Genomic DNA, 26,329 nt, shown 5'->3' on the forward strand with positions numbered 1-26,329 from the left:
GACAATCCGCCGTTTCCGCTTGCAGGCAGGGCGGTCACTGGCGCGGATCAGGTCAGATCAGACCCGTGCAGGACAAGGGTAAACACCAGCACAGCCAGCCCCACAGCGGCCAGGGCAAACGCCCGCAACCCTGCCTCGCGGTCCTGTCCCGCCAGCCCGGCCAGACCCGCGCCGACTGTCCAGCCCCCGCTGAGCAGGGTCAGCAACCAGCTGTAGATAAACGGCCCCAGATCATACCCGCCACCCCCGACCGAAGGCGTATCCGTCCCACCATGCAGCAGCCACAGCAGCAGAGCCGCCGCCGGGGTCAGCAGGGCAAGGCACATCAAAAAGGTACGGTTTGACATGAGTTTCCCCAAAAGGATGACATGAAACAACTGGGAAACCCTTGGTGCCTGAGTGTGCCGGGGAACTTGCCCCGCGACAAGAGGGCTGCATTTACCGGTCGGGCGCATCCGCCGTCCTGACGCGTATGGCAGGGCCCCGCCCCTCACCTGCCGCATTCCCGGCCAAATCCTGCCGTCTTGAGGGGCCACGACAGCGTCACCGATCCATGCTATCGCCTGACCCCGGAGAGTGACAGCCAGACCCCGATGCCCGATGCAAACCCGCTTGCCTATCTGATGCTGGCCCTGTGGCCGGTGGCTTCGTGGATGCTGTTCACGAAGATGGATCCGGCACGCGCGCTGATCTGGACGGTTCTTGGCGCCTATATGCTGCTGCCCCCGGTGGTGGCGCTGGATCTGCCGCTGGTGCCGGACATCGACAAGGATGCGGCAGCCGGGTTGGCGGCGCTGGCCGCTGTGCTGTTTCTGCTGCGCGAGCGGTTCGGGATCTGGCCGGAGTCATGGGTCGGGCGCGGGCTGATCGTGCTGTATATCCTCAGTCCGTTTGCCACGGTGCTGACCAACAGTGATGCGATCTGGTTTCCGGGCGCGACGCTACCAGCGCTGCGGATTTATGACAGTCTTGCGGTTGTCGGCAATCAGGTCATCGCGCTGATCCCGTTTTTTCTGGCCCGCCGGTTTCTGGCCGGAGACCAGGCGATGCGGGCGATTCTGGTGGCGCTGATGGTGGCGGGGCTGATCTATTCGTTGCCGATGCTGGTGGAGTCGCGGCTGTCACCGCAGCTGAACCTGATGGTTTACGGATTTTTTCAACATGATTTCAGTCAGGCGATCCGTTTTGGCGGCTTCCGGCCCTTTGTGTTCATGCCCCACGGGCTGTGGGTCGCGTTCTTTGCGATGATGTGTTTCATCGCGACGGTCACTCTGTTCCGCGCAGGGCCTGCGCCTGCGCGGCCTCGCTATCTGATGATTGCGCTCTATCTGCTGGTGGTGCTGCTGTTCTGTCGCAGTGCCGGGCCGGTGGTTTACGCAATACTGCTGGTGCCGGTGGTGATGGTGCTGTCACGCCGGATGCAACTGCTGGTGGCCGGGGCGATTGTAGCGGTGGTGATCAGCTATCCGCTGCTGCGCGGCCTGCATCTGGTGCCGGTGGACGAGATCATGCGCTTTGCCATGGGGCTGAACCCCGAACGCGGGGCCTCGCTGCAGTTCCGTATTCTGAATGAAGAGCTGCTGCTGGACCACGCGGCGGCGCGGCCGTGGTTTGGCTGGGGGCTATACGGGCGCGGATTGCTGCATGACCCCGTGACAGGCGAGATCAATGTGATTGCCGATGGTGGCTGGATCATCGCGCTGGGCACGTTTGGCTGGGCCGGGTATATCGCCGCCTTCGGTCTGCTTGCCCTGCCCGTCGCCCTGATGGCGCGTGAGGCTTTGCGCCAGAGCTCTGCCGCCTTGTCGCCGTTCGCCTGCGCAGTGACCCTGATTCTGGCGGTGAACCTGTTCGATCTGTTGCCAAATGACACACAGATCCCGTTCACCTGGCTGATGGCTGGCGCGGTTCTGGGCCATGCCGAGGCATTGCGGGCAGGGTGGAAGGCGGCGCAGCGCCGCGACGATCCGATGCTGAAACCGGGAAGGACAGTCCTATGAACAGCATTTCCCGCCCGCGTGTGCTGCTGCTGGCCGAAGCGGCAAACCCGGAATGGGTTTCGGTGCCGCTGGTCGGCTGGTCGCTGGTGCGGGCGCTGGCAAAGGTGGCCGATGTGCATGTGGTGACACAGGTGCGCAACCGCGACGCGTTCCTGCGCGCGGGCATGGTCGAGGGCGTGGACTTCACCGCCATCGACTCCGAGGCGCTGGCGCGGCCCTTGTGGAAGCTGGGCAGCTTTCTGTCGGGCGGGCGCGGCGGCTGGACCATTCAGCAGGCGGTGGCGACGATCAGCTATCCGTATTTCGAGCATCTGGTCTGGCAGCGCTTTGGCGCGGACATCCGCGCCGGGCGCTATGATCTGGTGCACCGCGTCACCCCGTTGTCGCCGGTGCAGCAAAGCTTGATTGCGGCGAAATGCCGGGCCGCCGGGGTGCCTTTCGTGCTTGGCCCGATCAATGGCGGCGTGCCCTGGCCCAAAGGGTTCGAGGCCGAGATGAAGCGTGAACGCGAATGGCTGTCCAAGGTGCGCGGCCTCTATCGCGCGCTGCCGGGTCGGCGGGCCACCCTTCGGGCCGATGCGATCCTTGCCGGCTCGCGCCAGACCTTGCGCGACATCCCGGCGCAGCACCACGCCCGGGTGATCTATCTGCCGGAAAATGCCATCGACCCCGCCCGGTTCAACGCCGTTGCCCAGCATGGCGGCCCGGGCCCGATGCGGGCGTGCTTCATCGGGCGGCTGGTGCCGCTCAAGGGCGTCGATATGCTGATCGCAGCGGCGGCTCCCTTGCTGCGTCAGGGCCGTCTGGTGCTCGAGATCATCGGCGACGGCGACATGATGGACCCGCTTCGGGCGCAGGCGGCAGAGTTTGGCGATGCGGTCCTGTTCCACGGCTGGAAAGCCCATGCGCAGGTGCAGGACATCGCCGCGCGTTGCCAGCTTCTGGCCTTTCCGTCGATCCGCGAATTTGGTGGCGGCGTGGTGCTCGAGGCGATGGCACTGGGCCTTGCGCCCATCGTGGTCGATTACGCCGGGCCTGCCGAGCTGGTGACCGATACGACCGGCTGGAAGGTGCCGATCACCGGGCGCGAAGGCGTGATCGCCGGGCTGTCTGAGCGGCTGGGCTGGTGCGTGGACCACCCCGAAGAGGTTGCAGCCAGGGGGCATGCCGCCCGCGCGCGGGTGCAGCTGCTGTTCACCTGGGACCGTAAGGCAGCCCAGATCGCCAGTGTTTACGACTGGGTGCTTCGTCCGGACATGCCGAAACCAGACCCTTTCGGGCAGGAGTAACGCGGCCCGGTTCCTTATTTTGGTCAAGTTTGATACATAGACAAAGGGCCACCTTTGCCTGCCGAGTGTTTCCCATATGTCCGATTCCCTGTTGCCGCCTGAGTTTTCCGATACCGACATTGCGATTGTCGGCATGGCCGCGCATCTGCCGGGGGCGGCAGATATTGAAACCTATTGGCGCAACCTGCGCGACGGGGTTGAATCGATCCGGGTGCTGGATGAGGCGGATTTGCTGGCGGCGGGGGAATCTGCGGCCCGGATGGCAAAGCCGAATTACGTGCCTGCAGCAGCGGTTCTGGATGGCTTTGAAACCTTCGACGCCGAATTCTTCGGCTTTTCGCCGAAAGAAGCCGCGATCCTTGACCCGCAACACCGTCAATTCCTCGAAGTGGCCTGGGAGGCGCTGGAAAACGCCGGTCACCCGCCTGAATCCTTCCCCGGCCCCATCGGCGTGTGGGCTGGCTGCGGCATGGGCTCGTATTTCTATTTCAACCTGTGCTCGCACCGCGATCTGGTGGACCAGACCGGCATGTTCCTGTTGCGCCATACCGGCAATGACAAGGATTTTCTGGCCACCCGCGTCAGTCATATCCTTGATCTGAAGGGCCCGAGCATCAACGTGCAGACCGCCTGCTCCACGTCATTGGTGGCGGTGCATTACGCGGCGCAAGCGCTGCTGAACGGCGAATGCGATATGGCGCTGGCGGGCGGTGTCACCATCGAGCTGCCCCACGCGCGCGGCTATCTCTATACCGAAGGCGAGATCCTGTCGCCCGACGGTCACTGCCACGCCTTCGATCACCGGGCGCAGGGCACGGTGTTCGGCTCCGGCGCGGGCTGCGTGGTGCTGCGCCGGGCCAAAGATGCGGTGCGCGATGGCGACCATATCTGGGCGATTATCAAAGGATCAGCGGTCAACAACGACGGCGCGGCCAAGGCGGGCTATCTGGCCCCGTCGGTCGACGGTCAGGCCCGCTGCATCGCCGAGGCGCAGGCGGTGGCAGGGGTGTCGGCTGACTCGGTGAGTTATGTCGAATGCCATGGCACCGGCACCTATCTGGGCGACCCGATCGAGGTGGCGGCGCTGACCGCCGCCTTCCGCGAAACCACCGATGCGGTAGGGTCGTGCCGGATCGGCTCGGTCAAGACCAACATCGGCCATCTGGACACGGCGGCGGGTGTCGCCAGCCTGATCAAGGTGGCGCTCGCCCTGCATCACCGCCAACTGCCGCCCTCGCTGGGGTACGAGTCCCCGAACCCGGCAATCGACTTTGACTCCTCGCCGTTCCGGCTCAATGACCGGCTGACGCCGTGGCAGGCCCCGGTGCTGCGGGCGGGCGTCAACTCGCTGGGCGTGGGCGGCACCAATGCCCATGCCGTGCTGGAGGCCGCCCCTGCGCGCGCGCCTTCGGGGGAAAGCGACTGGCCGTTCCAGCCGCTGGTGCTGTCCGCGCGCAGCAAAGCGGCGCTCGACAGCGCCAGTGCCCGGCTGGCGACGCATCTGCGCAGCCATCCCGAACAACCCCTCGCCGATGTCGCCTGGACCCTGAAACACGGCCGCCGCGCCTTTGACAAGCGCCGGGTGCTGGTGGCCGACAGCCACGCGGCGGCGGCTGACCTGCTGGACAGCAACGATCCGCGCCGCGTCTTCACCCATGACCATCTGGGCGATGACCCGGAGGTCATCTTCATGTTCCCCGGCGGCGGCGCGCAATATGCGGGAATGGCGCGCGATCTTTATGAAACCGAGCCGGTGTTTGCCGACTGGATGGACCGCGGCCTCGCGGTGCTGGAGCCAAAGCTGGATTACAATATCCGCGCGCTCTGGCTGCCCGCACCGGGGGCAGAACCCGCCGCATCCGAGGCGCTGAAAAAGCCGTCTGTCCAGCTGCCGCTGATCATGATCACCGAATACGCGCTGGCCAAACTGTTCGAGAGCTGGGGCGTCACCCCCACCGCTCTGGTCGGTCATTCGATGGGCGAAAACACCGCCGCCGCTCTGGCCGGAGTGATCAGCTTTGAAGACTGCATCGGCCTCGTCCACCTGCGCGGCACCCTGTTCGATACCATCGCCCCCGGAGGCATGCTCTCCATCCCACTGTCAGAAGACGCCTTGCGCGAAACTCTTCCGCACCTTGGCTTTTATCTTGGCAAAAATATCCCGGGGGTCCGGGGGCTGGCCCCCGGTCCGACGGCCCCGCTGGACATCGCCTCGATAAATGCGCCCGACCTTTGCGTTGTCTCCGGCCCCGACGCCACGCTTGTGGCGCTGGCAGAAAAACTGGCGGCTGAAGGCACAGAGACCCAGCGCATCGCCATCGACATCGCCGCCCATTCCGCGATGCTGGAGCCGATCCTCGCCCGCTTTGGCGAATACCTGCGCTCCATTCCGCTGAACCCGCCGACCCTGCCCATCATCTCCAACCGGACCGGCATTGAACTGACCCCACAACAGGCCACAGACCCCGACTATTGGGTGCAGCACCTGCGCGGCACGGTGAACTTCCGCGCCTGCATGGCGCATCTGATGGCGGAACCGGGGCGGGTTTACATGGAAATGGGGCCGGGTCGGGCGCTGTCGTCGCTGGCGCAGGCCAATGGTCTGGCCTCGGGCCAGGTCATCCCGGCCCTGCGCCATCCCGAGCAAAAAATGGCGGATGACGCCTGGCACATGGTCACGCTCGCCCGCCTCTGGGCTTGCGGCGTGGCGGTGGATTGGCAGCCGGTCTGGGGGATCGGCCCGCGTCAGCGGGTGCCGTTGCCGGGCTACGCGTTCCAGCGCAAACCCTATTTCATCGCGCCCGCCGAGGGGCAGACGGTGGAGGCCGAGGCGCTGCCGATGCGGATCGACGATCTGGCCGGCTGGGGCTGGCGCCCGCACTGGCGCTCCGTCGCGGCGGGCTTTGATCTGGACGATCTGGCCGAAACCACGCCGGAAACCTGGCTGATCTTCCTCGATGACACCGGCCTATGCGCCACCGTCGCCGACCGGCTCACGCAGGCCGGGCACCGCGTTGTGCGCGTCCGGGCGGGCGATGCCTTTGCCCGCGATGCGCAGGGCGATTACCGCCTGTCGCCAGAGCGCGGGCGCGAAGGCTATGACAGTCTGATCCGCGATCTGGTGGCACGAGGGCTGGCGCCCAGCCGGATCATCCACGGCTGGCTGGTGACCGGCAAGGAAACCTTCCGCCCCGGCTCCAGCTTCCTGCACCGCAACATCGAACAGGGCTTTTACGCCCTGCTCTTCCTCGGTCAGGCGCTGGCCGAAGAAAGCCTGCCGCGCCCCATGCGCATCACGGTGCTGACCACAGGGGCGGCGCAGGTCAAGGGCGAGGCGCTGGCCTATCCCGAGAAAGCCATGGTGCTTGGCCCGGCGCGGGTCATCCCGCGTGAGGTGCCGGGGGTGCTGGTGGGCACTCTGGATCTGGGGCCGGGCGACGCCACGGAAATGGTGCTGGAAGAAGTGCTGTCAGACCAGCCCGCGATTGCCGCCTGGCGCAAGGGGCGGCGGTATGAGTGCGGCGTCCGGCCCGTCCCCTTGCCCGAGGCTGGGCTCGATCTGCCGCAGGGCGCGCATGTGCTGATCACCGGCGGCTTTGGCGGCATCGGGCTGACCGTGGCCGAAGATCTGATCCGGCGGTTTGGTGTGAAGATCACCCTGATCGCGCGGCGGCCCTTGCCCGAACGCGGGCTGTGGCCCGCGCTGCTGGCCAAGGCCAGCCCCGGTGATCCGCTGGCGCGGCGCATTCTGGCGCTGCAACGGCTGGAAGCGCTGGGCGGCGAAGTGCTGGTGGCCCGCGCCGATGTGGCCAATGTGGTGGAGATGCAGGCGGCAAAGACGGCGGGTGAGACCCGCTTTGGTCCCGTGCATACCGTGATCCACGCGGCGGGCGTGGTCGATGACGGCCCGCTCATGGTCAAGACCCCGGCCGAAGTGGAAGAGGTCTTCGCCCCCAAACTGCACGGCACGCAGGTGCTGGAGCGGCTGTTCCCCGACGGCACGATTACGCTCTTGGTGCTGTTCTCTTCCACCTCCACCGTGACCGGACCTGCGGGGCAGATCGACTATGTGGCGGCGAATGAATACCTGAACGCCTATGCCAAGCATCGGGCGGGCGGGAAGACCAAGGTTGTCGCGCTGAACTGGGGCATCTGGCAAGGCGTCGGCATGGCCGCCGAGGCCCTCGCCGACCGCGCCGGTCGGGTCGAAGCGCCACGCCTGCCCGTCAACGCGCCGATGCTCGATGAGTCCGGGTTTGACCGCGATGGCAACCGGGTGTTCCACGCGACCTACGGGCTGGACCGTTGGGTGCTCGACGGCCACCGCACCAAGGACGGCACCGCGCTGATCCCCGGCACCGGCTATCTCGAGGTGATGGCCGAAGCATGGGCGGCGCAGGGCGAAGGCGACGGGTTTGAAATCCGCGATCTTACATTCTTCCGCGCCTTGGATGTGGCAGAGCCGCGCGCCGTTCGGGCACGGATGCTGCGCAGTGATGAGGGCTACGGGTTCGACCTGCACTCCGCCCTGACGACAAAGGGCCGCACCGGTTGGCTGCTGCACGCCTCTGCCCAGATGCTGCCCTTGACCGCAACGCCGCCGCGGGTCGACGTGGCGGCGATTGCGGCGCGGTTGCCAGAGCCAGAGGTCGGCGAGGGATTGGCCAGCCCGCAAGAGGCACATCTGGACTTTGGCCCGCGCTGGCGGGTGCTATCACAGCGCAGCATCGGCGCGGGCGAAGGGCTGGCGCATCTGGCCTTGCCAGAGCCGTTCAAGCGCGAGCCGGATCAGGGCTGGCGCATCCATCCGGCGTTGATGGATCTGGCGACCGGCTGGGCCATGGGGCTGATCGACGGCTACCAGCCGGGTCACCTCTGGGTGCCGGTGTCCTATGCCCGGGTGCGGGTCTATCGCCCGCTGCCAGCCAGCATTGTCAGCCATATGCGCAATGCCGGGGCCAATACGGCCGCGCGCGGCACGGCGATGTTTGACGTGACGCTGGCCACGCCAGAGGGCGAGGTCTGCATCGAGGTAGAGGGCTTTACCATTCATCGCCTTGAAGGGGGCCTGCGCCTGTCCCCGCCCGACCCGCGCAGTCTGGAATTTGACACGGTGCAGGACAAGCCAAAGTCGCCCGCCGAAGAACGCCTCCTGCATGCCTTCTCGCAAGGCATCCGCCCCGCCGAAGGGGCGATGGCCTTTGGCCGCGCGGTGGCGCTGGGCCAAAGCCAGATCATCGTCTCGTCGCTGGACCTGCCCGCGCTGATCCGTAGCGCGGCGGTGACTGAGGCGGCGCGCAGTGAAGGCACCAGCTTTGAGCGGCCCGATCTGGACAGCGATTATGTCGAACCGCGCAACGACATTGAACGCACCTTGGTGGGATTCTGGCAGGATCTGCTGGGGGTGGCAAAGGTCGGGGTCAATGACAGCTTCTTTGACCTTGGCGGCCACAGCCTGATCGCGGTGCGGCTGTTTGCAATGGTGAAAAAGGCTTATCGCGTCGATTTCCCGATCTCGGTGCTGTTCGAGGCCCCGACGATTGCGGCCTGCGCCGGCCTGATCGAAGACCAGATCGGCCCGCAGGACAGCGGCGAGCCCAAGCCGGAGGTGGCAAGGGTCGCGCCGCGCCGGTTCACCCATATCGTGCCGATGCACAAAGGCGAAGGGCGTGGGGAGGGCGGGGCAAAGACACCGTTCTTCCTTGTCGCAGGCATGTTCGGCAACGTGCTGAACCTGCGCCACCTGGCGCAGCTGTTGGGCGGCGACCGGCCTTTCTATGGCTTGCAGGCGCGCGGGCTGTATGGCGATGCGACGCCGCATTCCGATTTCGTGACGGCCGCCCGCGACTACATCGCCGAGATGCGGCAAGTGCAACCGCATGGTCCTTACCTTCTGGGCGGCTTCTCCGGCGGTGGTCTGATCGCCTGGGAAATCGCGCGGCAGCTGGAAGCGGCAGGCGAGGCGGTGCCGCTGGTGGTGCTGCTGGATACCCCGGTGCCCTTGCGCCCCACGCTGTCAAAGCGAGACAAGCTGATGATCCGGGTGGCGGAGCTGCGGGCCGAGGGCCCGGCGTTCCTTACCCGCTGGTGGCGCGAAAAACAGGCGTGGAAGCAGGCACAGGGCGCGGTGTCTGAGGATGACGGCGCCTTCCACAATCAGGCGATCGAGGCGGCGTTCCGCGCGGCCTTGCCTGTCTACGACATGGCCCCGCGTCAGGGGGCGGTGGTTCTGTTCCGCCCGCCGCTGGACAAACGCTGGCAGGTGACGGGTGGCCGCTGGGTCAGTGCGGCGCGGGAGTTTGTGCTGCATGACAATGACCTGAGCCAGTTCGCGCCCGCGCTGGAGGTGATCGAGGTCCCGGGGGATCATGACTCCATGGTGCTGGAGCCGAATGTGCGTGTGCTGTCGGCCCGGATGCGCGCGGTGATCGCGGCGGCCGAAGGGCCTGCCCCGGTGACGCGGCTGGCACAGGCGGCGGAATAGCCATGGCCACGGTACTGACGGTGATCCTGAACTGGCGGACGGCAGAGATGACCCTGCGCGCTGCCGAAGCGGCGCTGGTCGCGATGCAGGGCATCGACGGCGCGGTAGTGATCGTTGACAACGACTCGGGCGATGGCAGTTTCGACCAGATGTCGGCAGCGGTGGCCCAGCGGGGCTGGGACCATGGCCCGCACCGGGTGCGGGTGCTGCAATCGGGGCATAACGGCGGCTTTGGCGCGGGCAACAACTTTGGCATCCGCGCCGGTCTGCCGGGCGGCGCGCGGCCCGATTATGTGTATCTCCTGAACTCCGATGCCTTTCCCGCGCCGGATGCGATTGCCGCGCTGCTGGCGCATCTGGAGACGCATCCGCAAACCGGCTTTGCCGGCAGCTCTATTCACGGAACCGATGGTGCGCCGCATCACACCGCGTTCCGCTTTCCCACCATCGCGGGCGAGTTTGAACAGGCGGCGCGCTTTGGCCCGATCTCGCGCCTGCTGCGCGGGGCAATCGTGGCACCACCCTTGCCCACCGTTACCGGGCGGGTGGATTGGCTTGCCGGGGCCAGCCTGATGATGCGGCACTCGGTGCTGGAGCGGATTGGCCTCTTTGACGAGGTGTTCTTCCTCTATTTCGAGGAAACCGAACTGTGCCTGCGGGCGGCGCGGGCCGGGTTCCCCACCGATTACGTGGTGGAAAGCCGCGTCGCGCATATCGGCTCGGTATCGACCGGGATGAAGCGCTGGCAGCGGGTGCCGCGCTTCTGGCTGGAATCGCGGATGTATTATTACACCAAATCGCATGGCCGGGCCTATGCGCTGCTGGCAACGGCGGCGCATGTGACCGGGGGGCTGATCTGGCGCGCGCGGGCCTTGATCCAGCGCAAGGATGTGATCGACCCCAGGCATTACCTTTTTGACATGTCGGCCCATGCTCTGGCTTGGGCGTTTTCCGGGTTTCGGCCTGTGGCGGGAAAGTAAGGCCGCTGCGGCGGTAAGGAGAGTATGATGGTTCTGAGTGCGCTTTTGATCGGCAATGAAAGCCTGACGCAGGCTTGCGGTGCGGCGTGGCTGGCGCGCGGGCATCGGCTGGCAGCAGTGGTGACCCGCCAGCCCGAGGTGCGGGCCTGGGCCATGGCACAGGGGCTGCGGGTCGAAGCGCCGGGGCCGGGGCTGACAGAGCGGCTGGCGGGGCTGTCGTGTGACTGGCTGTTGTCGGTCGCCAACCTGTCGCTGGTGCCTGCGGGCGTGCGCGCGATGGCCGCGCGGGGTGCTGTGAACTTTCACGACGGGCCGCTGCCGCGCTATGCGGGTCTGAATGCGCCGGTCTGGGCCTTGCTCGGCGGTGAGGCGCAGCATGGCATCTCCTGGCATCTGATGACCGATGGCGTGGATGAGGGCGACACTCTGGAGCAGCGGTTGTTTGACGTGGCGCCGACCGACACCGCGCTGACCCTGAACACCCGCTGCTTTGAGGCTGGGGTAGAGAGTTTCCCGGCGGTGATGGCGCAGATGGAGTCGGGTCTGCGCCCTGTGGCGCAGGATCTTTCCCAGCGCCGGGTGTTTGCGCGCTCCGACCGGCCAGCAGCCTTTGGACGGCTGGATTTTTCTGCCCCCGCCGAAGCCGTCGCGCGCAGGGTGCGGGCGCTGGACCATGGCCGCTACTGGAACCCGCTGACCACGGCCAAGATTGCCGGATCGTTCGGCGTGCTGAATGTGGGCGCTGCCGATGTGGTGGAGGGGTCGGGTGCGCCGGGCCAAGTGCTGTCGTCGTCGCCAGAAGGGGTCATAGTAGCATGCGGGCAGGGCGCGGTGCGCCTGCACCGGCTGACCTGTCAAACGCGCGGGCTGGCGGTGTGCCCGTCAACGGTGCGCGATGTGGCAGCGCTGACCGATGCAGAGGCGCTGACGGCGGCCCTCACGGCACTGGTGCCGTTCGAGCCGGGGCTAAGGAAGCGGCTGGCGGCGATGTCCCCGGCAACGGTGACCGGCGCTGGCGATGGTCACGGCTGGCTACGGGTCGAGGTCGCGGGCGATGCGGCTACGCTGGCGGTGGCGATGGCGCGGGTGTCGGGGCAGGACGCGCCCGATGTGGCGCTGTCGGTGGCGCCGGGGCTGGCGGGCTACAGCAGCGACTGGGTGCCGGTGCGGATCGCGACCGATGGCACGGTGGCGGCGGCAAAAGCGGCGCTGCTGGCAGAACGCGCGTCCGGCTTTGCGCTGGATCTGATGACGCGCGATGCGGCGCTTGCCGATCTGGCGATGCCGCAGGTCGGCGTGTCGCTGCACGGCAAGCCGGTGCCGGGCACGGTGATCACGCTTTGTGACGGGGCACTGCATGCCGACCTGTCCCGGATCTCTGAACCCGAGGCGCTGGCGCTGGCAGAGCGCCTTTCCTATGTGGCCGGGGCCGCCACCGACACGGCGCAGGTCTCCGCCCTGCCGATGCTGTCGCCGCGCGAACGTCATGCTGTGCTGCATGACGTGAACCAGACGCTGGCCACACGCGCATCATACTGTGTGCATCAGGCGTTTGAGGCGCAGGTTCAGCGCACACCAGACGCCCCGGCGATCAGTTTTGAGTCGGTGGAGCTGACCTATGCCGCCCTGAACGCCCGGGCGAACCGGGTGGCGCATGTGCTGCGCGGGCTGGGGGTGGGGCCGGGGGTTCTGGTCGGCCTGCACATCCGCCGCTCGCTCGACATGCTGGTGGGGGCTCTGGCGATTCAAAAGGCGGGCGGGGCCTACGTTCCGATGGACCCGGCCTATCCTGTTGAACGCACAGCGCTTTTTATTGAAGATTCCGCCTGCCCGGTGATTGTGACCACCAGCGATCTGGCGGACAATCTGCCGAAACAAGTGGCGGCGCTGTGTCTTGACACCGATGGGCGTATTCCGGGCGCACCAGATACAAACCCCATTTCTGGTGTGACGCCGGGTGATCTGGCCTATATGATCTATACCTCTGGCTCGACCGGGCGGCCCAAGGGCGTGATGGTGGAACATCGCAACGTCGCCAACTTCTTCACCGGGATGGATCAGCGCATCGGCACCGATCCGGGGGTCTGGCTGGCCGTCACCTCGCTGTCGTTCGACATTTCGGTGCTGGAGCTGTTCTGGACGCTGGCGCGCGGGTTCAAGGTGGTGATCTCGTCCGATGACAACCGCGCACTGGTGTCGTCGGGTCGGATCAGATCTGAAAAAAGTATAGACTTTTCATTGTATTACTGGGGCAATGACGATGGCGTCGGCCCAAAGAAATATGAGCTGCTGCTCGAAGGCGCAAAGTTCGCCGACACCCATGGCTTCGTCGCGGTCTGGACGCCCGAGCGACATTTCCATGCCTTCGGCGGCCCCTATCCGAACCCGTCGGTGACAGGCGCGGCGGTGGCGGCGGTCACCAAGAACATCGGTGTGCGGGCCGGGTCTTGCGTGGTGCCCCTGCACCACCCGGCGCGGATTGCCGAGGAATGGGCGGTGATCGACAACCTGACCAACGGGCGGGCGGGCATGGCTATTGCCTCTGGCTGGCAGCCGGACGATTTTGTGCTGCGACCGGAAAATACGCCGCCAAACAACAAGTTAGCCATGTACGCGGCGGCAGATCAGGTCCGCCGTCTGTGGCGCGGCGAAGGCGTGGAGTTCCCCAAGGCTGACGGCTCGATGTTCACCGTGGTGACCCAGCCGCGCCCGGTGTCGGCCGAATTGCCGCTCTGGGTGACGACGGCGGGCAACCCCGACACCTGGCGCGAGGCGGGCGAGATGGGGGTCAATGTGCTGACCCACCTGTTGGGCCAGTCGGTGGACGAGGTGGCGGGCAAGATCCAGCTCTACCGCGAAGCGCGCGCCAAAGCGGGCCACGACCCCGAGGCGGGCGTGGTGACCTTGATGCTGCATTCCTATGTCGGGCGCGACCGGGCGCAGGTGCGGCGGGTGGCGGAAGGGCCGATGAAGGCCTATCTCGCGGCGGCGGTGGGGCTGGTGAAGCAATACGCCTGGGCCTTCCCGGCGTTCAAGAAGCCGCAGGGTGTGACCAACCCGATGGACATCGACCTGCGCAGTCTAAGTGCCGAGGAAAACGAGGCAATTCTGGATTTCGCCTTCCAGCGCTACTTTGAGGATTCGGGCCTGTTCGGCACGGTTGAGGATGCCTTGATGCGGGTGGAACAGCTGAAACGGATCGGCGTGGGTGAGGTTGCCTGTCTGATCGACTACGGCATCGCGCCCGAGCAGGTGATGGAGGGCCTCTATCCGCTGGCCGAAGTGGTGCGGCGCGCAAACGCCGGGGGGGGCGTAGAGTCGGATGATTATTCCATCGCGGCACAGCTGATCCGGCACCGCGTCACGCATCTGCAATGCACGCCATCCATGGCGCGGATGATTGCGATGAATGACGACTCGCGCGCCGCTCTGGCCGGGGTGAAAACCGTGATGGTCGGTGGTGAGGCGCTGCCGGGGGCCTTGGTGCAGGATCTGCGGGCGGCGTCATCGGCGCGGATTCTGAACATGTACGGGCCTACGGAAACCACGATCTGGTCTTCGGTCGAGGAGGTTGCCACTACAGAAGGTGTGTCGAACATCGGCACGCCACTGGCAAATCAGCAAATGTATGTGCTGGATGACGCGCAGCAGCCGGTGCCGGTGGGCACGCCGGGAGAGCTGTGGATCGGCGGCGATGGCGTCACGCGCGGCTATTGGCAGCGCGATGATCTGACGGCAGAGCGGTTTGTGGCGGACCCGTTCGTGACGGCAGACCGCGCCTGCCCCTGGGGCGCGCGGATGTACCGGACCGGCGATCTGGTGCGCCGGCGCGCCGATGGCAAGATTGATTTCCTTGGCCGCACCGACCATCAGGTCAAGCTGCGCGGCTACCGGATCGAGTTGGGCGAGATCGAAGCGGTGCTGGAGGCGCAACCGGGCGTGCGGCAAGCCGTGGTGATGGCGCGTGAAGACAGCCCCGGTGATGTGCGTCTGGTGGGCTATGTCACTGGCACGGCTGAGGAAACTTCGCTGCGCACGGCGCTGGCGACAGTGTTGCCAGAGCATATGGTGCCGGCGCATATCGTGACGCTGGAGACTTTCCCGCTGACCCCCAACCGCAAGGTGGACCGCAAGGCGCTGCCAGTGCCGGGGGTGCGGGTGGCCGAGGCGACTGCCTTTGTTGCGCTGACCTCGGACGTGGAAGCGCAGATTGCGGCGGTCTGGGCGCGGGTACTGGGTGTGCCAAAGGTGGGGGCCAAGGACAACTTCTTTGCGCTGGGCGGGCACAGCTTGCTGGCGGTGCAGGCGCATCGGGAAATCAGGGAAGCGCTGGGGGCCACGAAGCTGTCGATCACCGACATCTTCCGCTTTCCCACGCTCTCGGCCTTGGCGGCGCATCTGGATGACGGGCCGAAGCCTGCCGCCGTAGTGGCCAAGCCTGCCACATTGGCGACGCAAGCCGATGCGCGCGCTGATGCCATGGCGCGCAGGCGGGCGATGCGGGCAGGCCGGACGGGCGTGGATGCCTGACGCGGGCCTGCTGGCGGCGTTGCGCGGCATCGCGCCAGATGGCGCGGGCCTGGGCTGGGCCGACCCTTGTGCCGTGTATCCGCTGAGGCCGGGCGAGGCTTTGCCGGGGGCAGTGCCCGCGCGGCTGCGGGAGTTCGCGGCAGGGCGTTTTGCGGCGCGGATGGCGATGGGCAATCAAGCGCAGGCAATCCCGCAAGGGGCAGATCGTGCCCCGGTCTGGCCTGGGGGGCTGGTCGGGTCTATCAGCCATACCCGGGCGGCCTGTCTGGCTGTGGTGATGTCCGCTGCCAGATGCCGGGGGATCGGGGTTGATCTGGAAGCCGATACCCCGCTGGAGCCCGAGCTGTGGGAGGCGATCCTGCGGCCAGAAGAACGCATAGGGATGACCGGGGCGCAGGCTAAATCGGTGTTTTGCGCCAAAGAGGCTGCGTACAAGGCGCAATACGCGATCAGCCGCACCCTCTATGGCTTTGACGCGATGCGGGTCCAGATGCAGGGCGACCGCTTTGCAGCGGTGTTTGTGCAACCAGTGCCGCCCTTTGCCAGCGGTGACCAGATTGCAGGGCGGATTGTCCGGGCGGCGGGCCATGTGCTGGCCTTGGCGCAGATCTGATGCTGCGACGCGGCGACGAATTGTCGCGACAGGTGAGGGATTTGCGCTATCCTGCCCAAAAACGCACGCCCGGAGGAGGGGATGCGTGTTTGGGAGGACGCAATGAACAAACTTGTCGCTTTGATCTGCGTGGTCAGCTGGTCGGGCTTCTGGGCCTTTGGCTATCTGGCGCTGTCGGCAGACATTCACGATCAGAGCCAGATTCTGGTGGCCAGTCTGCTGGCGGCCCTTGGGTTTGTGAGCGGGGTTTTTGCCTATATCAGGCTGGCCCGTGACAAGCCGGAGAGCTACACCCGCGTCCGGCACGGCTAAACCGGGGCGAAACGCCGCTTTGCTCTTGTTCGGGGGCATGGTCCGACTTACCTCTGGACCATGAAGCACCTCATCCCCTTTTTGCCAAAACATCCCGTAGTGCCTGTCATCCGCCTGCAAGGCGCGATTGGCACCGGGGCACGCAGCCTGTCGGATCAGACGCTGGCCCCGTTGTTCGAGCGGGCGTTTTCCCGTGGCAAACCGGCGGCGGTGGCTTTGGTCATCAACTCCCCCGGTGGGTCGGCGGTGCAATCGTCGCTGATCGCTTCGCGCATCCGGCGGTTGTCGGACGAGAAAAAGGTGCCGGTGCACTGCTTTGTCGAAGATGTCGCCGCATCGGGTGGCTATTGGCTGGCAACGGCGGCCGATCAGATCTGGGTGGACCCATCGTCGCTGGTGGGGTCTATCGGCGTGATCTACGCCAGCTTTGGCTTTCACGAGCTGATGCAGAAAAACGGGGTGGAACGCAGGGTGCACACAGCGGGCCGCTCGAAATCTTTTGCCGATCCGTTCAAACCGGAACGGCCGGAAGATGTGGAGCGCATCAACAAGATGCTGGCCCCGTTGCACCAGAATTTCATCGCACAGGTCAAGGCGCGGCGCGGGACGCGGCTGAAGCTGGATGCCGATCTGTTCAACGCCGATATCTGGGTGGGGCGTGCGAGCGTGGAAAACGGGCTGACCGACGGCGTTGGCCATCTGGTGCCCAAGATGAAAGAGCTGTTCGGCGACAAGGTGCGGCTGGTGCCCTACGGCATCCGCCGGAGCCTGTTTCAGCGCTTTGGTCTGACGATGAGCGACACGCTGATGGCATCGGTCGAGGAGCGCGCGCTTTGGGCGCGCTACGGGCTGTAGATGCTGTTCAAGATCATCCTGATTTTCCTTCTGGCCATGGTGCTGGTGGGAATGGTGGGCAAACTGGTGTTTCCGTCGGCGATTGACCGGATGAAGAACAAGGCGCTGGGCCGGGGGCCTGTGTGCCGGAGTTGCGGGCGCTATATCATCGGCAAAAGCTGTGATTGCGGGAAAAAGGGCTGAGACATGGCGGCATTGGTGACCGGGGCAGGCAAGCGGCTTGGCCGCGCGATGGCGCTGTATCTGGCCGGGCGTGGGCATGATGTGGCGGTGCATTACGCGTCATCGGCGGAAGAGGCGGCCGCCGTGGTGGCCGAGATCGAAGCACTGGGCCGGCGCGCTGTGGCGGTGCAGGCCGATCTGCTGGACGAGGCGCAGGTCGAGACGGTGGTGACCCGCGCGGCGGCGGCTTTGGGGCCGCTGACGGTGCTGGTCAACAATGCCTCGATCTTTGAATATGACACGGTGCAGAGCGGCACGCGCACCAGTTGGGACCGCGCCATCGAGAGCAACCTGCGCGCGCCGTTGGTGCTGATGCAGGGCTTCGCGGCGCAATGCCCGCAAGCGGTGCCGGATGAAAACGGCGAGCCGGTGGCGCAGGGGCTGGTCGTGAACATGATCGACCAGCGGGTGCTGAAACTGACGCCGGAGTTTGCCAGCTATACCATTGCCAAGATGGGCCTTTGGGCGCTGACCCGGACGGCGGCGCAGGGGCTGGCCCCGCATGTGCGGGTCAACGGCATCGGGCCTGGACCGACGCTGCAGGGCGCGCGGCAGTCGGATCAGCACTTTGCCCGGCAGCGGGCGGCGACCATTCTGGGCCGCGGCGCGCACCCGTCGGATGTGACGGCGGCGCTGGGATTTTTCCTCGATTCCCCCGGTGTGACCGGCCAGATGATCGCGGTAGATGGCGGGCAGCATCTGGGCTGGAAAACCCCCGATGTGCTGGGTGTCGAGTGACACTGACGCGTATGCACCGGCAAGTTGTCCACTTTTCGCAAAGCATTCACACATGCGTTACACAAGCCCCTGATTTTGCATGGAATTACGAGACTGACAAAAATATACCATTTGATTTCAACATCTTATGTTTATGCCTAAAAAATAGGCATCTTAACGAAATGGGCGAAAAACAAGGGAAATCCGGCTCCCGGGAAAGTTTGTCCGCAGGTTTATCCACAGAAACGGTGGACTTCTTAACGCTTGCCCCCCGGGCCATATCATTGCAGCGGTAGGGCAGAATCGATGACTCAGATCGACGAACTTTCAGGGGGGGCGCGGTGACCGACGACAGCACAGAAACCGGGGCCGGACCGACCGGGCAGGCGGTGATTCAGGCCTATCTGAAGACGCTGGACGCCTCGCCCGGCGTCTACCGGATGCTGAACACCAAGGGCGAAGTGCTGTACGTCGGCAAGGCGCGCAACCTCAAGGCGCGGGTGTCGAATTATGCGCGCGGGGCCGGGCATTCGGCACGGATCGCGCGGATGATTTTCGAAACCGCCAGCATGATGTTCCTGACCACCCGCACCGAGGTGGAGGCGCTGCTCTTGGAGCAGAACCTGATCAAGCAGCTGAAGCCGCGCTACAACGTGCTGATGCGGGACGACAAGAGTTTTCCCAATATCCTGATCTCGAAGACTCACGCCTATCCGCAATTGAAAAAGCACCGGGGGAAAAAGACCGAAAAGGGTGCCTATTTTGGCCCCTTTGCCTCTGCCGGCGCAGTGAACCGGACGCTGAACCAGTTGCAGAAGGTGTTCTTGCTGCGCAACTGCACCGATGCGATGTTTGAATCCCGCACCCGTCCCTGTCTACAGTATCAGATCAAGCGATGCTCTGCGCCCTGTGTCGGCAAGGTCAGTGCCGAGGGGTATGCCCAGCTGGTCGCCGATGCAGAGCGGTTTTTGCAGGGCAAAACGACGACGGTGCAGGCCAATCTGGCAGGCGAGATGGCGAAAGCGTCGGAGGAGATGGAGTTTGAGCGGGCGGCGGCGCTGCGTGACCGCATCCGCGCGCTGACGCAAGTGCAGCAGACCCAGGGCATCAATCCGCGTGGCGTGACCGAGGCGGACATCGTGGCGCTGCATCTGGAGGGCGGGCAGGCCTGTGTGCAGGTGTTCTTCATCCGCGCCAACCAGTCGTGGGGGAACCGCGATTTCTATCCGCGCACCGGCGCGGGGGCCGAGGAGGCGGAGATTCTGACCGCGTTTCTGACGCAGTTCTATGATGACAAAGAACCTCCCCGGCTGATCCTGCTGTCTCATGCGGTCGAGGATGAGGATCTGGTGGTGCAGGCGCTGTCAGATCGCGCCGGGCGCAAGGTTGAGCTGGCGGTGCCGCTGCGGGGCGAAAAGGCGGAACTGGTGGAAAATGCCACCCGCAATGCCCGCGAAAGCCTTGCGCGCAAGATGGCGGAAAGCAGCACTCAGAACAAACTGCTGGCCGGACTGGCCGAGGCGTTCGATCTGGACGCCCCGCCGCAGCGGATCGAGATTTATGACAACGCGCATATCCAAGGGTCTGATGCGGTCGGCGGCATGGTGGTGGCCGGGCCGGAGGGGTTTGTGAAATCGCAGTACCGCAAATTCAACATCAAATCGGCGGCGGGGGCCAATTCCGACGACTTCGGCATGATGAAAGAGGTGCTGACCCGGCGGTTCGAGCGGTTGATCAAGGAAGACCCGGAGCGGAAATCGGATATGTGGCCCGACCTGTTGCTGATTGACGGCGGGGCGGGGCAGATTTCTGCGGTGGGGTCTATTCTGGCCGAGCTGGGAGTCGAAGATGTGCCCTTTGTCGGTGTGGCCAAGGGGATTGACCGCGATCAGGGCAAGGAAGAGTTCTACCGCATGGGCGAGCGGCCCTTTGCCCTGCAACGCAATGACCCGGTTCTGTATTTCGTGCAGCGCCTGCGCGATGAGGCGCACCGCTGGGCCAATGGCGCCCATGTGGCCAAGCGCGCCAAGCAGGTCGGCGTGACGCCGCTGGATGACATTCCAGGCGTGGGGGCCACGCGCAAACGGGCGCTCCTGGCGCATTTCGGCAGCGCAAAGGCGGTGTCGCGCGCGGGTCTGTCGGATCTGACGGCGGTGGACGGCATTTCCGAAGCGATGGCGCAGGTGATCTACGACTATTTCAACGTGCGCGGCTAAGCGGTTCGCACTGCCAGTCGGCGGCAAATTCGCAGGTGTTGCAATTGGCGAACTGCGCCAGCCGGTCCAGCTCGCGGGCGAGTTTGGCATGGCGGGCCTTGGTGTGGCGGATGCCCGGTTCGGGCCAGAAGGCGCGGACGCGCAGGGTGGCACAGCTCCGGTCCGCTTTGGTGTCGATGCGGCCGATCAGTTGGGTGCCCTCCAGCACGGGAAACACGTAATAGCCGTATTGACGCTTTGCCTCGGGCACGAAAACCTCGATCCGGTAGTGAAAGCCGAACAGGCGTTCAATCCGGGCGCGGTCGCGCAGCGCGGGGTCAAACGGCGACAGGATGCGAAGCCCGGTGGGGGCGTCGGGCAGGGCCTGCACACGCGCGGCCAGATCGGGGCGGGCGACGGCGGCGCGCAGGTTGCCGTCGGCCTGTTCCACGGTGATGCGGATCAGCCGACCGGCGAGGAGCTGCTCCCGCGCCCAATCCTGCACCGCCGGCTTGTCGACGGCATGCCAATAGCGGGCGATTTCCGTCTCGTCGGCAAAACCGAGGTTGGCAAGCGCGGTGCTGCAGGCCCAGTCGCGGTGCTGTTCGGGCGAAGTTTCGGCGCGGTAGAGCTCGGCGGGGATGACGTTTTCGGTCAGGTCATAGACCTTACGGAAGGCATCGCGCCGGGTGACGGATATCTGCCCGGTCCGCCAGAGCCATTCCAGCGCGGTTTTTGACGGGTGCCAGTCCCACCAGCCGCCCTTGCCGCGCGCCTCGCCCTCACCCACATCGGCGCTGCTGACCGGGCCGTGCGCAGCAATGCGGTTCAGGATCGTGTCGAACTGCGCCTCATACCCGTCGCGGAACCAGCGCTGCCAGTTGGCATGCAGGCGGGTGGCATCGCGGGCAAAGCGGTGTTTCCACTGCGGGAACAGGGCCGTGGGGACGATCGAAGCGTCATGCGTCCAGTGTTCGAACAGCGCGCGCTTTTGCTCCAGCAGCGGTTTCAGCGCCGGGGGGCGATAGCCGTGGCGGCGCGCCCAGAGGATCATGTGATGCGCGCGTTCCACCGTGGTGATGCTGTCGACCTGCACAAAGCCGATGCGGTCGATCAACGCGGACAGCGGCTCGCCCTTGGCCGGGCCATGGCGCGGCTCGGTCAGGGCGTGGTGGTGCAGGAACAGGTGTCGGGCGGTGGCGTTGGGCAGGTGCATGGCGACAGTGGGACCGCGCCATGCCGGAAAGGTCAAGAGCTTTGGACAGGCTCAGGCCGTCTGTGCTGCCCGGACCTGACGCGCCTCGCGGAAGGTGATCAGCCGTCGTCCCGCCTCATCCCACAGGTGCAGACGGGCGCAGGACAGGCTTTCGCGCAGGGTCAGCACCTGTGCTTCCGCCAGCGCGGGATAGTCGCGCAGGATTTCGGACAGGCGGTAGAATGGGATGCGGCTGTACAGGTGATGCACATGGTGGATGCCGATATTCGCGGTCATCCATCGCAAAGGCTGCGGCAGTTTGTAATGCGAGCTGCCCAGAAGCGCCGCATCATGCATTTGCCAGTCAGTCTCTTGATCCCAATAGGTGTCTTCGAATTGGTGCTGCACAAAGAACAGCCAGACGCCGATGGTGGCGGCAGAGACGACTGTGGGCAGGAAGATCAGCACCGGCACTTGCCAGCCGCCCAGCAGGAACAGGCCGGTCAGCAGCGCCGCGAGCACCAGATTGGTGCCCATGGCCGACAGCCAGTAGCGCCAGCCCGCCGTCATCAGACCCAGCGGCAGACGGTATTCCAGAACGAACAGATAGGCCGGACCAATGCCGAACATCACGATCGGGTGGCGATAGGCGCGATACATCAGCCGACCAAGCCAGCTGCGCTGATGATACTCCTCCACCGTGAGGGTCATCACATCGCCGATGCCGCGCCGGTCGAGGTTGCCTGCGTGGGCATGGTGGATCGAATGCGTGCGTTTCCACACGGTATAGGGGGTCAGCGTCAGTACGCCGATGGCGCGACCGACCCAGTCATTCACATCGCGGTTGGCAAAAAACGACTGATGACCGCAATCGTGCTGGATCAGGAACAACCGCACCAGCCAGAACCCGTTGAGCACGGCAATCGCCAGCGCCAGCCAGGGGCTGACCGACAGCGCCACCCAGGCCAGCGCCCAGAAGGCGAGAAAGCCCGCCATGGTCACGGCCAGTTCAAACAGCGAGCGTGGGGTCGAAGGGTCACGGTATTTGGCCAGCAAGGGCACCCATTTTCTGGCGCTTGCCTCCTGGGCTTGCGCCAGATCGTTCTGCATCATCGTCATTCAGGGGCCTTTGCGGCTTTTCGCTTTGCTGTTCCGGTGAGTGTGGACCGCAAAACAGCGGTCCCAGACTGGTATGTCGGGTAACATAAATTAGCTACAGAAAATTGAACAAGACAACGGACGCGGCAAAATGCCCGACCCGCGTTATCCATGCGCAAGGCCCGCCTCGGCCGCGATGGCGCGTGACGATTTGCGGGCACGTTCGGTCGCCGATTTCAGCTGGCCACAGGCGGCCATGATATCTTCGCCGCGCGGGGTGCGGATCGGGCTGGCGTAGCCGGCCTGATAGATGATGTCGGCAAAAGCGTGGATGCGGTTGCCGCTGGAGCGTTTGTAAGGCGCGCCGGGCCATTCGTTGAACGGGATCAGGTTGACCTTGGCCGGAATGCCGCGCAGCAGCTCGACCAGACGATGCGCGTCTTCCTTGGTGTCGTTCACCCCATCCAGCATCACATATTCAAACGTGATCCGTTCGGAATTCGACAGACCCGGATAGGCGCGCAAGGCATCCAGCAAGGTGGCGATGTTCCAGCGCTTGTTGATCGGCACCAGTTGGTCGCGCACCTCATCAGTGGTGGCATGGAACGACACCGCCAGCAGGCAGCCGATTTCGGTCGCAGTGCGGGCGATTTCCGGCACCACGCCGCTGGTCGACAGGGTGATGCGGCGACGGCCAAGGGCAATGCCCTCGTTGTCCATCACCACTTTCATCGCGTCGCGGACGTTTTCAAAATTATACAGCGGCTCGCCCATGCCCATCAGGACGATGTTGCTGATCCGACGGGTCTCATCCTTTGGCGCGCCCTGCACCGGCCATTCGCCCAGATCGTCACGGGCCAGCATGACCTGCCCCACGATCTCACCCGCTGTCAGGTTGCGCACCAGTTTTTGCGTGCCGGTATGGCAGAACGAACAGGTGAGCGTGCAGCCGACCTGAGACGAGATGCACAGCGTGCCACGGTCGGTTTCGGGGATATACACCACCTCAACCTCATGCCCGCCGGCGATGCGCACCAGATACTTGCGGGTGCCGTCTTCGGAAATCTGGCGGGTCACCACCTGCGGCAGCTCGATCACGAAGTGATCGGCCAGCAGGGTGCGGTAATCCTTGGCCAGATTGGTCATCTGAGCAAAGTCGCGCACGCCCCAGTGATAGACCCATTGCCAGATCTGCCCCAGCCGCATCTTGGCCTGCTTTTCCGGGGTGCCAGCGGCGATCAGCGCCTCGCGCAACTGGTCGCGGGTCAGGCCCACCATATTGGTCAGCCCCCCTTCGGCCAGCTTGCGCGGCAGGGTCAGCACATCCTGAGTGATCGGGGCGGTCGGGGTCATCGGCGTATCCATTGGCGGGGTAAGGCACTCATATAGGGGATTCGGTGCCAAAACGGAACCGGGCAAACGAAACCGTGCGAATCAAAGCATCGCAGCACAGCAGCGGGAAACGCAAAACGCCCCGGAGGGTCCGGGGCGCCGTGTCGTGCCTGTGCCGCCCGCTTATTTGCAGCGGGTTTCAGCCTCTTGCATGGCGGCGGTAAAGCCACGCAGGCTGAACGTATCCTTGGTCTGGGTGCCCCGGCCCGAGGCTGCGGTCAGCACGGCTGTTGAGCCCCGTTTCATCGCGGTCAGTAGTGCGCTGTCCGCTTCGGCACTTGCCGGCCAGGCCCATTCGCCATCGGCAAACAGATCGTAGCTTTGACCGTCAATCTCGACCTTGACGGTCGATCCGGTGGCAAAGGGGTAGCCGCCGGTAAACGACACCTCGCCCCGCGCGCCTGCGCCGGGCCGGAAAGTGACGAACAGCAGGATATCGCCCCGACGCACCGAAACCGGCTGGCCGTCACGGCTGTTCACGGTTTCCTTTGGGCTGGACACGCCCCAGCATTCCTTTGGGCTTTCTTCGGTGAAGACGCTCCAATCCGTCTTGGTCGCGACGCGGTTGGTGGATTCCTGTGCAGTGGCGGACGATGCGGCCAAGGCCATGGCAACGCCAAGTGCGGTGCGCACGAAGATGGATGTCATAATATTACAGCCTCCAAGCTGTCCTTTGCCTCCCCCCGTTTGCCGCCGTCTTTGCATACGGCTTTTCTGTGGCATGGGGGCGTTCAACCCGATATCCCATCCAATACGCAAAAAGACCAATCCGCGAAAGCCCCATGGGCAACAAATCGCGCATCTGTGACGGGAGAACAGGATGTCGAAGGCGCAGCCGATGGTAGAGTTGTGGCGCGGCGACCGGCTGGAAAGCTGGCACGCGGGCCATGCCGTGATCTGGGGCGAGGGCGGTGCGGTGGAAAGCTGGGGCGATGCGGGCACGATCATTTACCCGCGTTCGTCGTGCAAGATGATCCAGGCGCTGCCTCTGGTGGAAAGCGGGGCGGCGGATGCGGCGGGCCTGACCGACCGGCAACTGGCGCTGTCCTGCGCCAGCCATCAGGGTGCTGCGCTGCATGTCGAAGCGACCGGGCGCTGGCTGGAGGGTCTGGGTCTGGGCGAGGCTGATCTGCGCTGCGGATCGCACGAACCCTATGACCGGGACGAGCGCAACCGGCTGATCCGGGCGGGCGATGCGCCGTGCCAGCTGCACAACAATTGCTCGGGCAAGCATTGCGGCTTTCTGACCGCGACACAGCACATGAAGGCCGGGCCGGAGTATGTGGAGGTCGATCACCCGCTGCAACGCGCCATCCGGCAGGCGACGGAAGAGGTGACCGGCGAGACGGTGGCGGGCTATGGCATCGACGGCTGTTCGGCACCGAATTTCGCAATGTCGCTGGCCGGGCTGGCGCGCGCAATGCAAAGCTTTGCCGCCGCGCGCGACACCGGCGACGGGCGGCAGCGGGCCATGGCACGGCTGCGCGACGCGATGGCGACGCACCCGGAGATGGTGGCGGGCGAGGGCCGGGCCTGCACCGAGCTGATGCGCGCCATGGGCGGGCGGGTGGCGATCAAGACCGGGGCCGAGGCGGTGTTTGTGGCGATGCTGCCCGCGCAAAAGCTGGGGATCGCGCTGAAAATCGCCGATGGCGGCACCCGCGCTGCCGAGGCTGCGGTGGTGGCGCTTCTGGTGCGACTGGGTGTGCTGGAGCCTTCGCATCCGATGGCGCAAAAGCGCCTGCCGGGGGTGCAGCGCAACTGGCGCGGGATCGAGACCGGGGGATTGCGGCTGGCAGACGGGTTTATCTGACGAGCGGTCGCAACAAAAAAAAAGCCCCCGTCGTGATGACGGGGGCCCTCTGTCGCTGCGTGTTGGTCCGGAGGCCGGGCATCTGGGCGGGGGCAGTCAACACCCGATCCCCGGACCTTACTCACACATCGTAGGATCTGTATCGCCGGTCGGTGTGGCGGCATTCAGGTGAGGGCGCGGCACTTGCGGGGTGATTTCACGGTGGAATTGTGGCGGCGCAAGCGGGCTTGATTTACCGCCGCCGGGCGGTAAGCTGGCGGCATGACGGTTCAACCCCCGAGCCACTACCCCTTTACCACATCCCTGCCCGAGCAGGTCTGTTTCGACCGGCATGAGCTGTCGGCGATTCTGGGCCTCTATGGCCGGATGGTCGCGCTGGGGGAGTGGCGGGATTACGGCATTTCCACGTTGCGCGATTTTGCGGTGTTCGAGATTTACCGCCGGACGGCGGAAAACCCGCTGTACCGGATCGAAAAGCGCCCCAAGCTGCGCGGCAAGCAGGGGATCTATGCGGTGGTCGGGATGGATGGCCAGATCCTGCGGCGCGGCGGTGATCTGGCGCAGGTGCTGCGGGTGCTGGAACGCAAGCTGATCCGGCCGATTGACTAGGAGCCGCTCCCTCCTGACGGGCGTT

General features: G+C 65.2%; 18 protein-coding genes. 13 read left to right on the plus strand and 5 right to left on the minus strand.

Going from position 1 to position 26,329, the window contains the following annotated elements; translation table 11 throughout:
* Positions 1-47: 47 nt before the first annotated feature.
* Positions 48-347 carry a hypothetical protein gene (locus J2X53_RS06960; RefSeq protein WP_349036750.1) on the minus strand — a complete coding sequence of 100 codons (300 nt, stop codon included), beginning with the start codon at positions 345-347 and terminating at the stop codon, positions 48-50.
* A gap of 177 nt (positions 348-524) precedes the next feature.
* Between J2X53_RS06960 and J2X53_RS06965 the strand changes: the two genes are divergently transcribed.
* The 11 genes from J2X53_RS06965 to uvrC all read left to right on the plus strand — a co-directional run bounded on the left by J2X53_RS06965 (position 525) and on the right by uvrC (position 20,218).
* Entirely contained in the window at positions 525-2,000 is a 1,476-nt protein-coding gene (locus J2X53_RS06965; RefSeq protein WP_349036751.1) for a hypothetical protein, read from the plus strand.
* Positions 1,997-3,289, plus strand: a complete 1,293-nt coding sequence (locus tag J2X53_RS06970; protein ID WP_349036752.1) for a glycosyltransferase family 4 protein — start codon at positions 1,997-1,999, stop codon at positions 3,287-3,289. The genes J2X53_RS06965 and J2X53_RS06970 overlap by 4 nt, the downstream gene beginning before the upstream one ends.
* A 76-nt stretch (positions 3,290-3,365) precedes the next feature.
* Complete coding sequence (locus J2X53_RS06975; protein ID WP_349036753.1) at positions 3,366-9,773, plus strand: beta-ketoacyl synthase N-terminal-like domain-containing protein; 6,408 nt, start codon at positions 3,366-3,368, stop codon at positions 9,771-9,773.
* A 2-nt stretch (positions 9,774-9,775) separates the two neighbouring features.
* A complete protein-coding gene (locus J2X53_RS06980) occupies positions 9,776-10,753 on the plus strand; it encodes a glycosyltransferase family 2 protein (RefSeq protein ID WP_349036754.1) in 978 nt (325 codons plus the stop codon).
* Between the two features lie 24 nt (positions 10,754-10,777).
* The gene (locus J2X53_RS06985) at positions 10,778-15,283 is read left to right on the plus strand and encodes a MupA/Atu3671 family FMN-dependent luciferase-like monooxygenase (protein WP_349036755.1); all 4,506 of its coding nucleotides are present in this window, start codon (positions 10,778-10,780) and stop codon (positions 15,281-15,283) included.
* Positions 15,276-15,896 carry a 4'-phosphopantetheinyl transferase superfamily protein gene (locus J2X53_RS06990; RefSeq protein ID WP_349036756.1) on the plus strand — a complete coding sequence of 207 codons (621 nt, stop codon included), beginning with the start codon at positions 15,276-15,278 and terminating at the stop codon, positions 15,894-15,896. The genes J2X53_RS06985 and J2X53_RS06990 overlap by 8 nt, the downstream gene beginning before the upstream one ends.
* A 102-nt stretch (positions 15,897-15,998) precedes the next feature.
* Positions 15,999-16,208: a hypothetical protein gene (locus J2X53_RS06995; RefSeq protein ID WP_349036757.1), complete on the plus strand. Its 210-nt coding sequence runs from the start codon at positions 15,999-16,001 to the stop codon at positions 16,206-16,208.
* A gap of 60 nt (positions 16,209-16,268) precedes the next feature.
* Positions 16,269-17,063 carry a S49 family peptidase gene (locus J2X53_RS07000; protein ID WP_349036758.1) on the plus strand — a complete coding sequence of 265 codons (795 nt, stop codon included), beginning with the start codon at positions 16,269-16,271 and terminating at the stop codon, positions 17,061-17,063.
* Positions 17,064-17,246, plus strand: a complete 183-nt coding sequence (locus tag J2X53_RS07005; protein ID WP_349036759.1) for a hypothetical protein — start codon at positions 17,064-17,066, stop codon at positions 17,244-17,246.
* Between the two features lie 3 nt (positions 17,247-17,249).
* Positions 17,250-18,023, plus strand: coding sequence for an SDR family oxidoreductase (locus J2X53_RS07010; protein ID WP_349036760.1), 774 nt, complete (start codon positions 17,250-17,252; stop codon positions 18,021-18,023).
* 320 nt (positions 18,024-18,343) lie between these two features.
* Complete coding sequence (uvrC, locus tag J2X53_RS07015; protein WP_349036761.1) at positions 18,344-20,218, plus strand: excinuclease ABC subunit UvrC; 1,875 nt, start codon at positions 18,344-18,346, stop codon at positions 20,216-20,218.
* Here the strand turns inward: uvrC and J2X53_RS07020 are convergent.
* The 4 genes from J2X53_RS07020 to J2X53_RS07035 all read right to left on the minus strand — a co-directional run bounded on the left by J2X53_RS07020 (position 20,202) and on the right by J2X53_RS07035 (position 24,530).
* Positions 20,202-21,413 carry a crosslink repair DNA glycosylase YcaQ family protein gene (locus J2X53_RS07020; RefSeq protein ID WP_349036762.1) on the minus strand — a complete coding sequence of 404 codons (1,212 nt, stop codon included), beginning with the start codon at positions 21,411-21,413 and terminating at the stop codon, positions 20,202-20,204. The genes uvrC and J2X53_RS07020 overlap by 17 nt on opposite strands.
* A 51-nt stretch (positions 21,414-21,464) precedes the next feature.
* The gene (locus J2X53_RS07025) at positions 21,465-22,511 is read right to left on the minus strand and encodes a fatty acid desaturase (protein WP_349036763.1); all 1,047 of its coding nucleotides are present in this window, start codon (positions 22,509-22,511) and stop codon (positions 21,465-21,467) included.
* Positions 22,512-22,655: 144 nt separating this feature from the next.
* On the minus strand, positions 22,656-23,843 hold the full coding sequence (rlmN, locus tag J2X53_RS07030) for a 23S rRNA (adenine(2503)-C(2))-methyltransferase RlmN (protein WP_349036764.1): 1,188 nt from the start codon (positions 23,841-23,843) through the stop codon (positions 22,656-22,658).
* 162 nt (positions 23,844-24,005) lie between these two features.
* The gene (locus J2X53_RS07035) at positions 24,006-24,530 is read right to left on the minus strand and encodes an invasion associated locus B family protein (RefSeq protein ID WP_349036765.1); all 525 of its coding nucleotides are present in this window, start codon (positions 24,528-24,530) and stop codon (positions 24,006-24,008) included.
* Positions 24,531-24,702: 172 nt separating this feature from the next.
* Here J2X53_RS07035 and J2X53_RS07040 point away from each other — a divergent pair, with 172 nt between their 5' ends.
* Both J2X53_RS07040 and J2X53_RS07045 read left to right on the plus strand, forming a co-directional pair.
* Positions 24,703-25,695, plus strand: a complete 993-nt coding sequence (locus J2X53_RS07040; RefSeq protein ID WP_349036766.1) for an asparaginase — start codon at positions 24,703-24,705, stop codon at positions 25,693-25,695.
* A 261-nt stretch (positions 25,696-25,956) separates the two neighbouring features.
* Positions 25,957-26,304, plus strand: coding sequence for a DUF2794 domain-containing protein (locus tag J2X53_RS07045; RefSeq protein WP_349036767.1), 348 nt, complete (start codon positions 25,957-25,959; stop codon positions 26,302-26,304).
* Positions 26,305-26,329: the final 25 nt, after the last annotated feature.

Origin of the sequence: Pseudotabrizicola sp. 4114 (assembly GCF_031457365.1) — a bacterium.
Classification (GTDB): Bacteria; Pseudomonadota; Alphaproteobacteria; order Rhodobacterales; family Rhodobacteraceae; genus Pseudotabrizicola.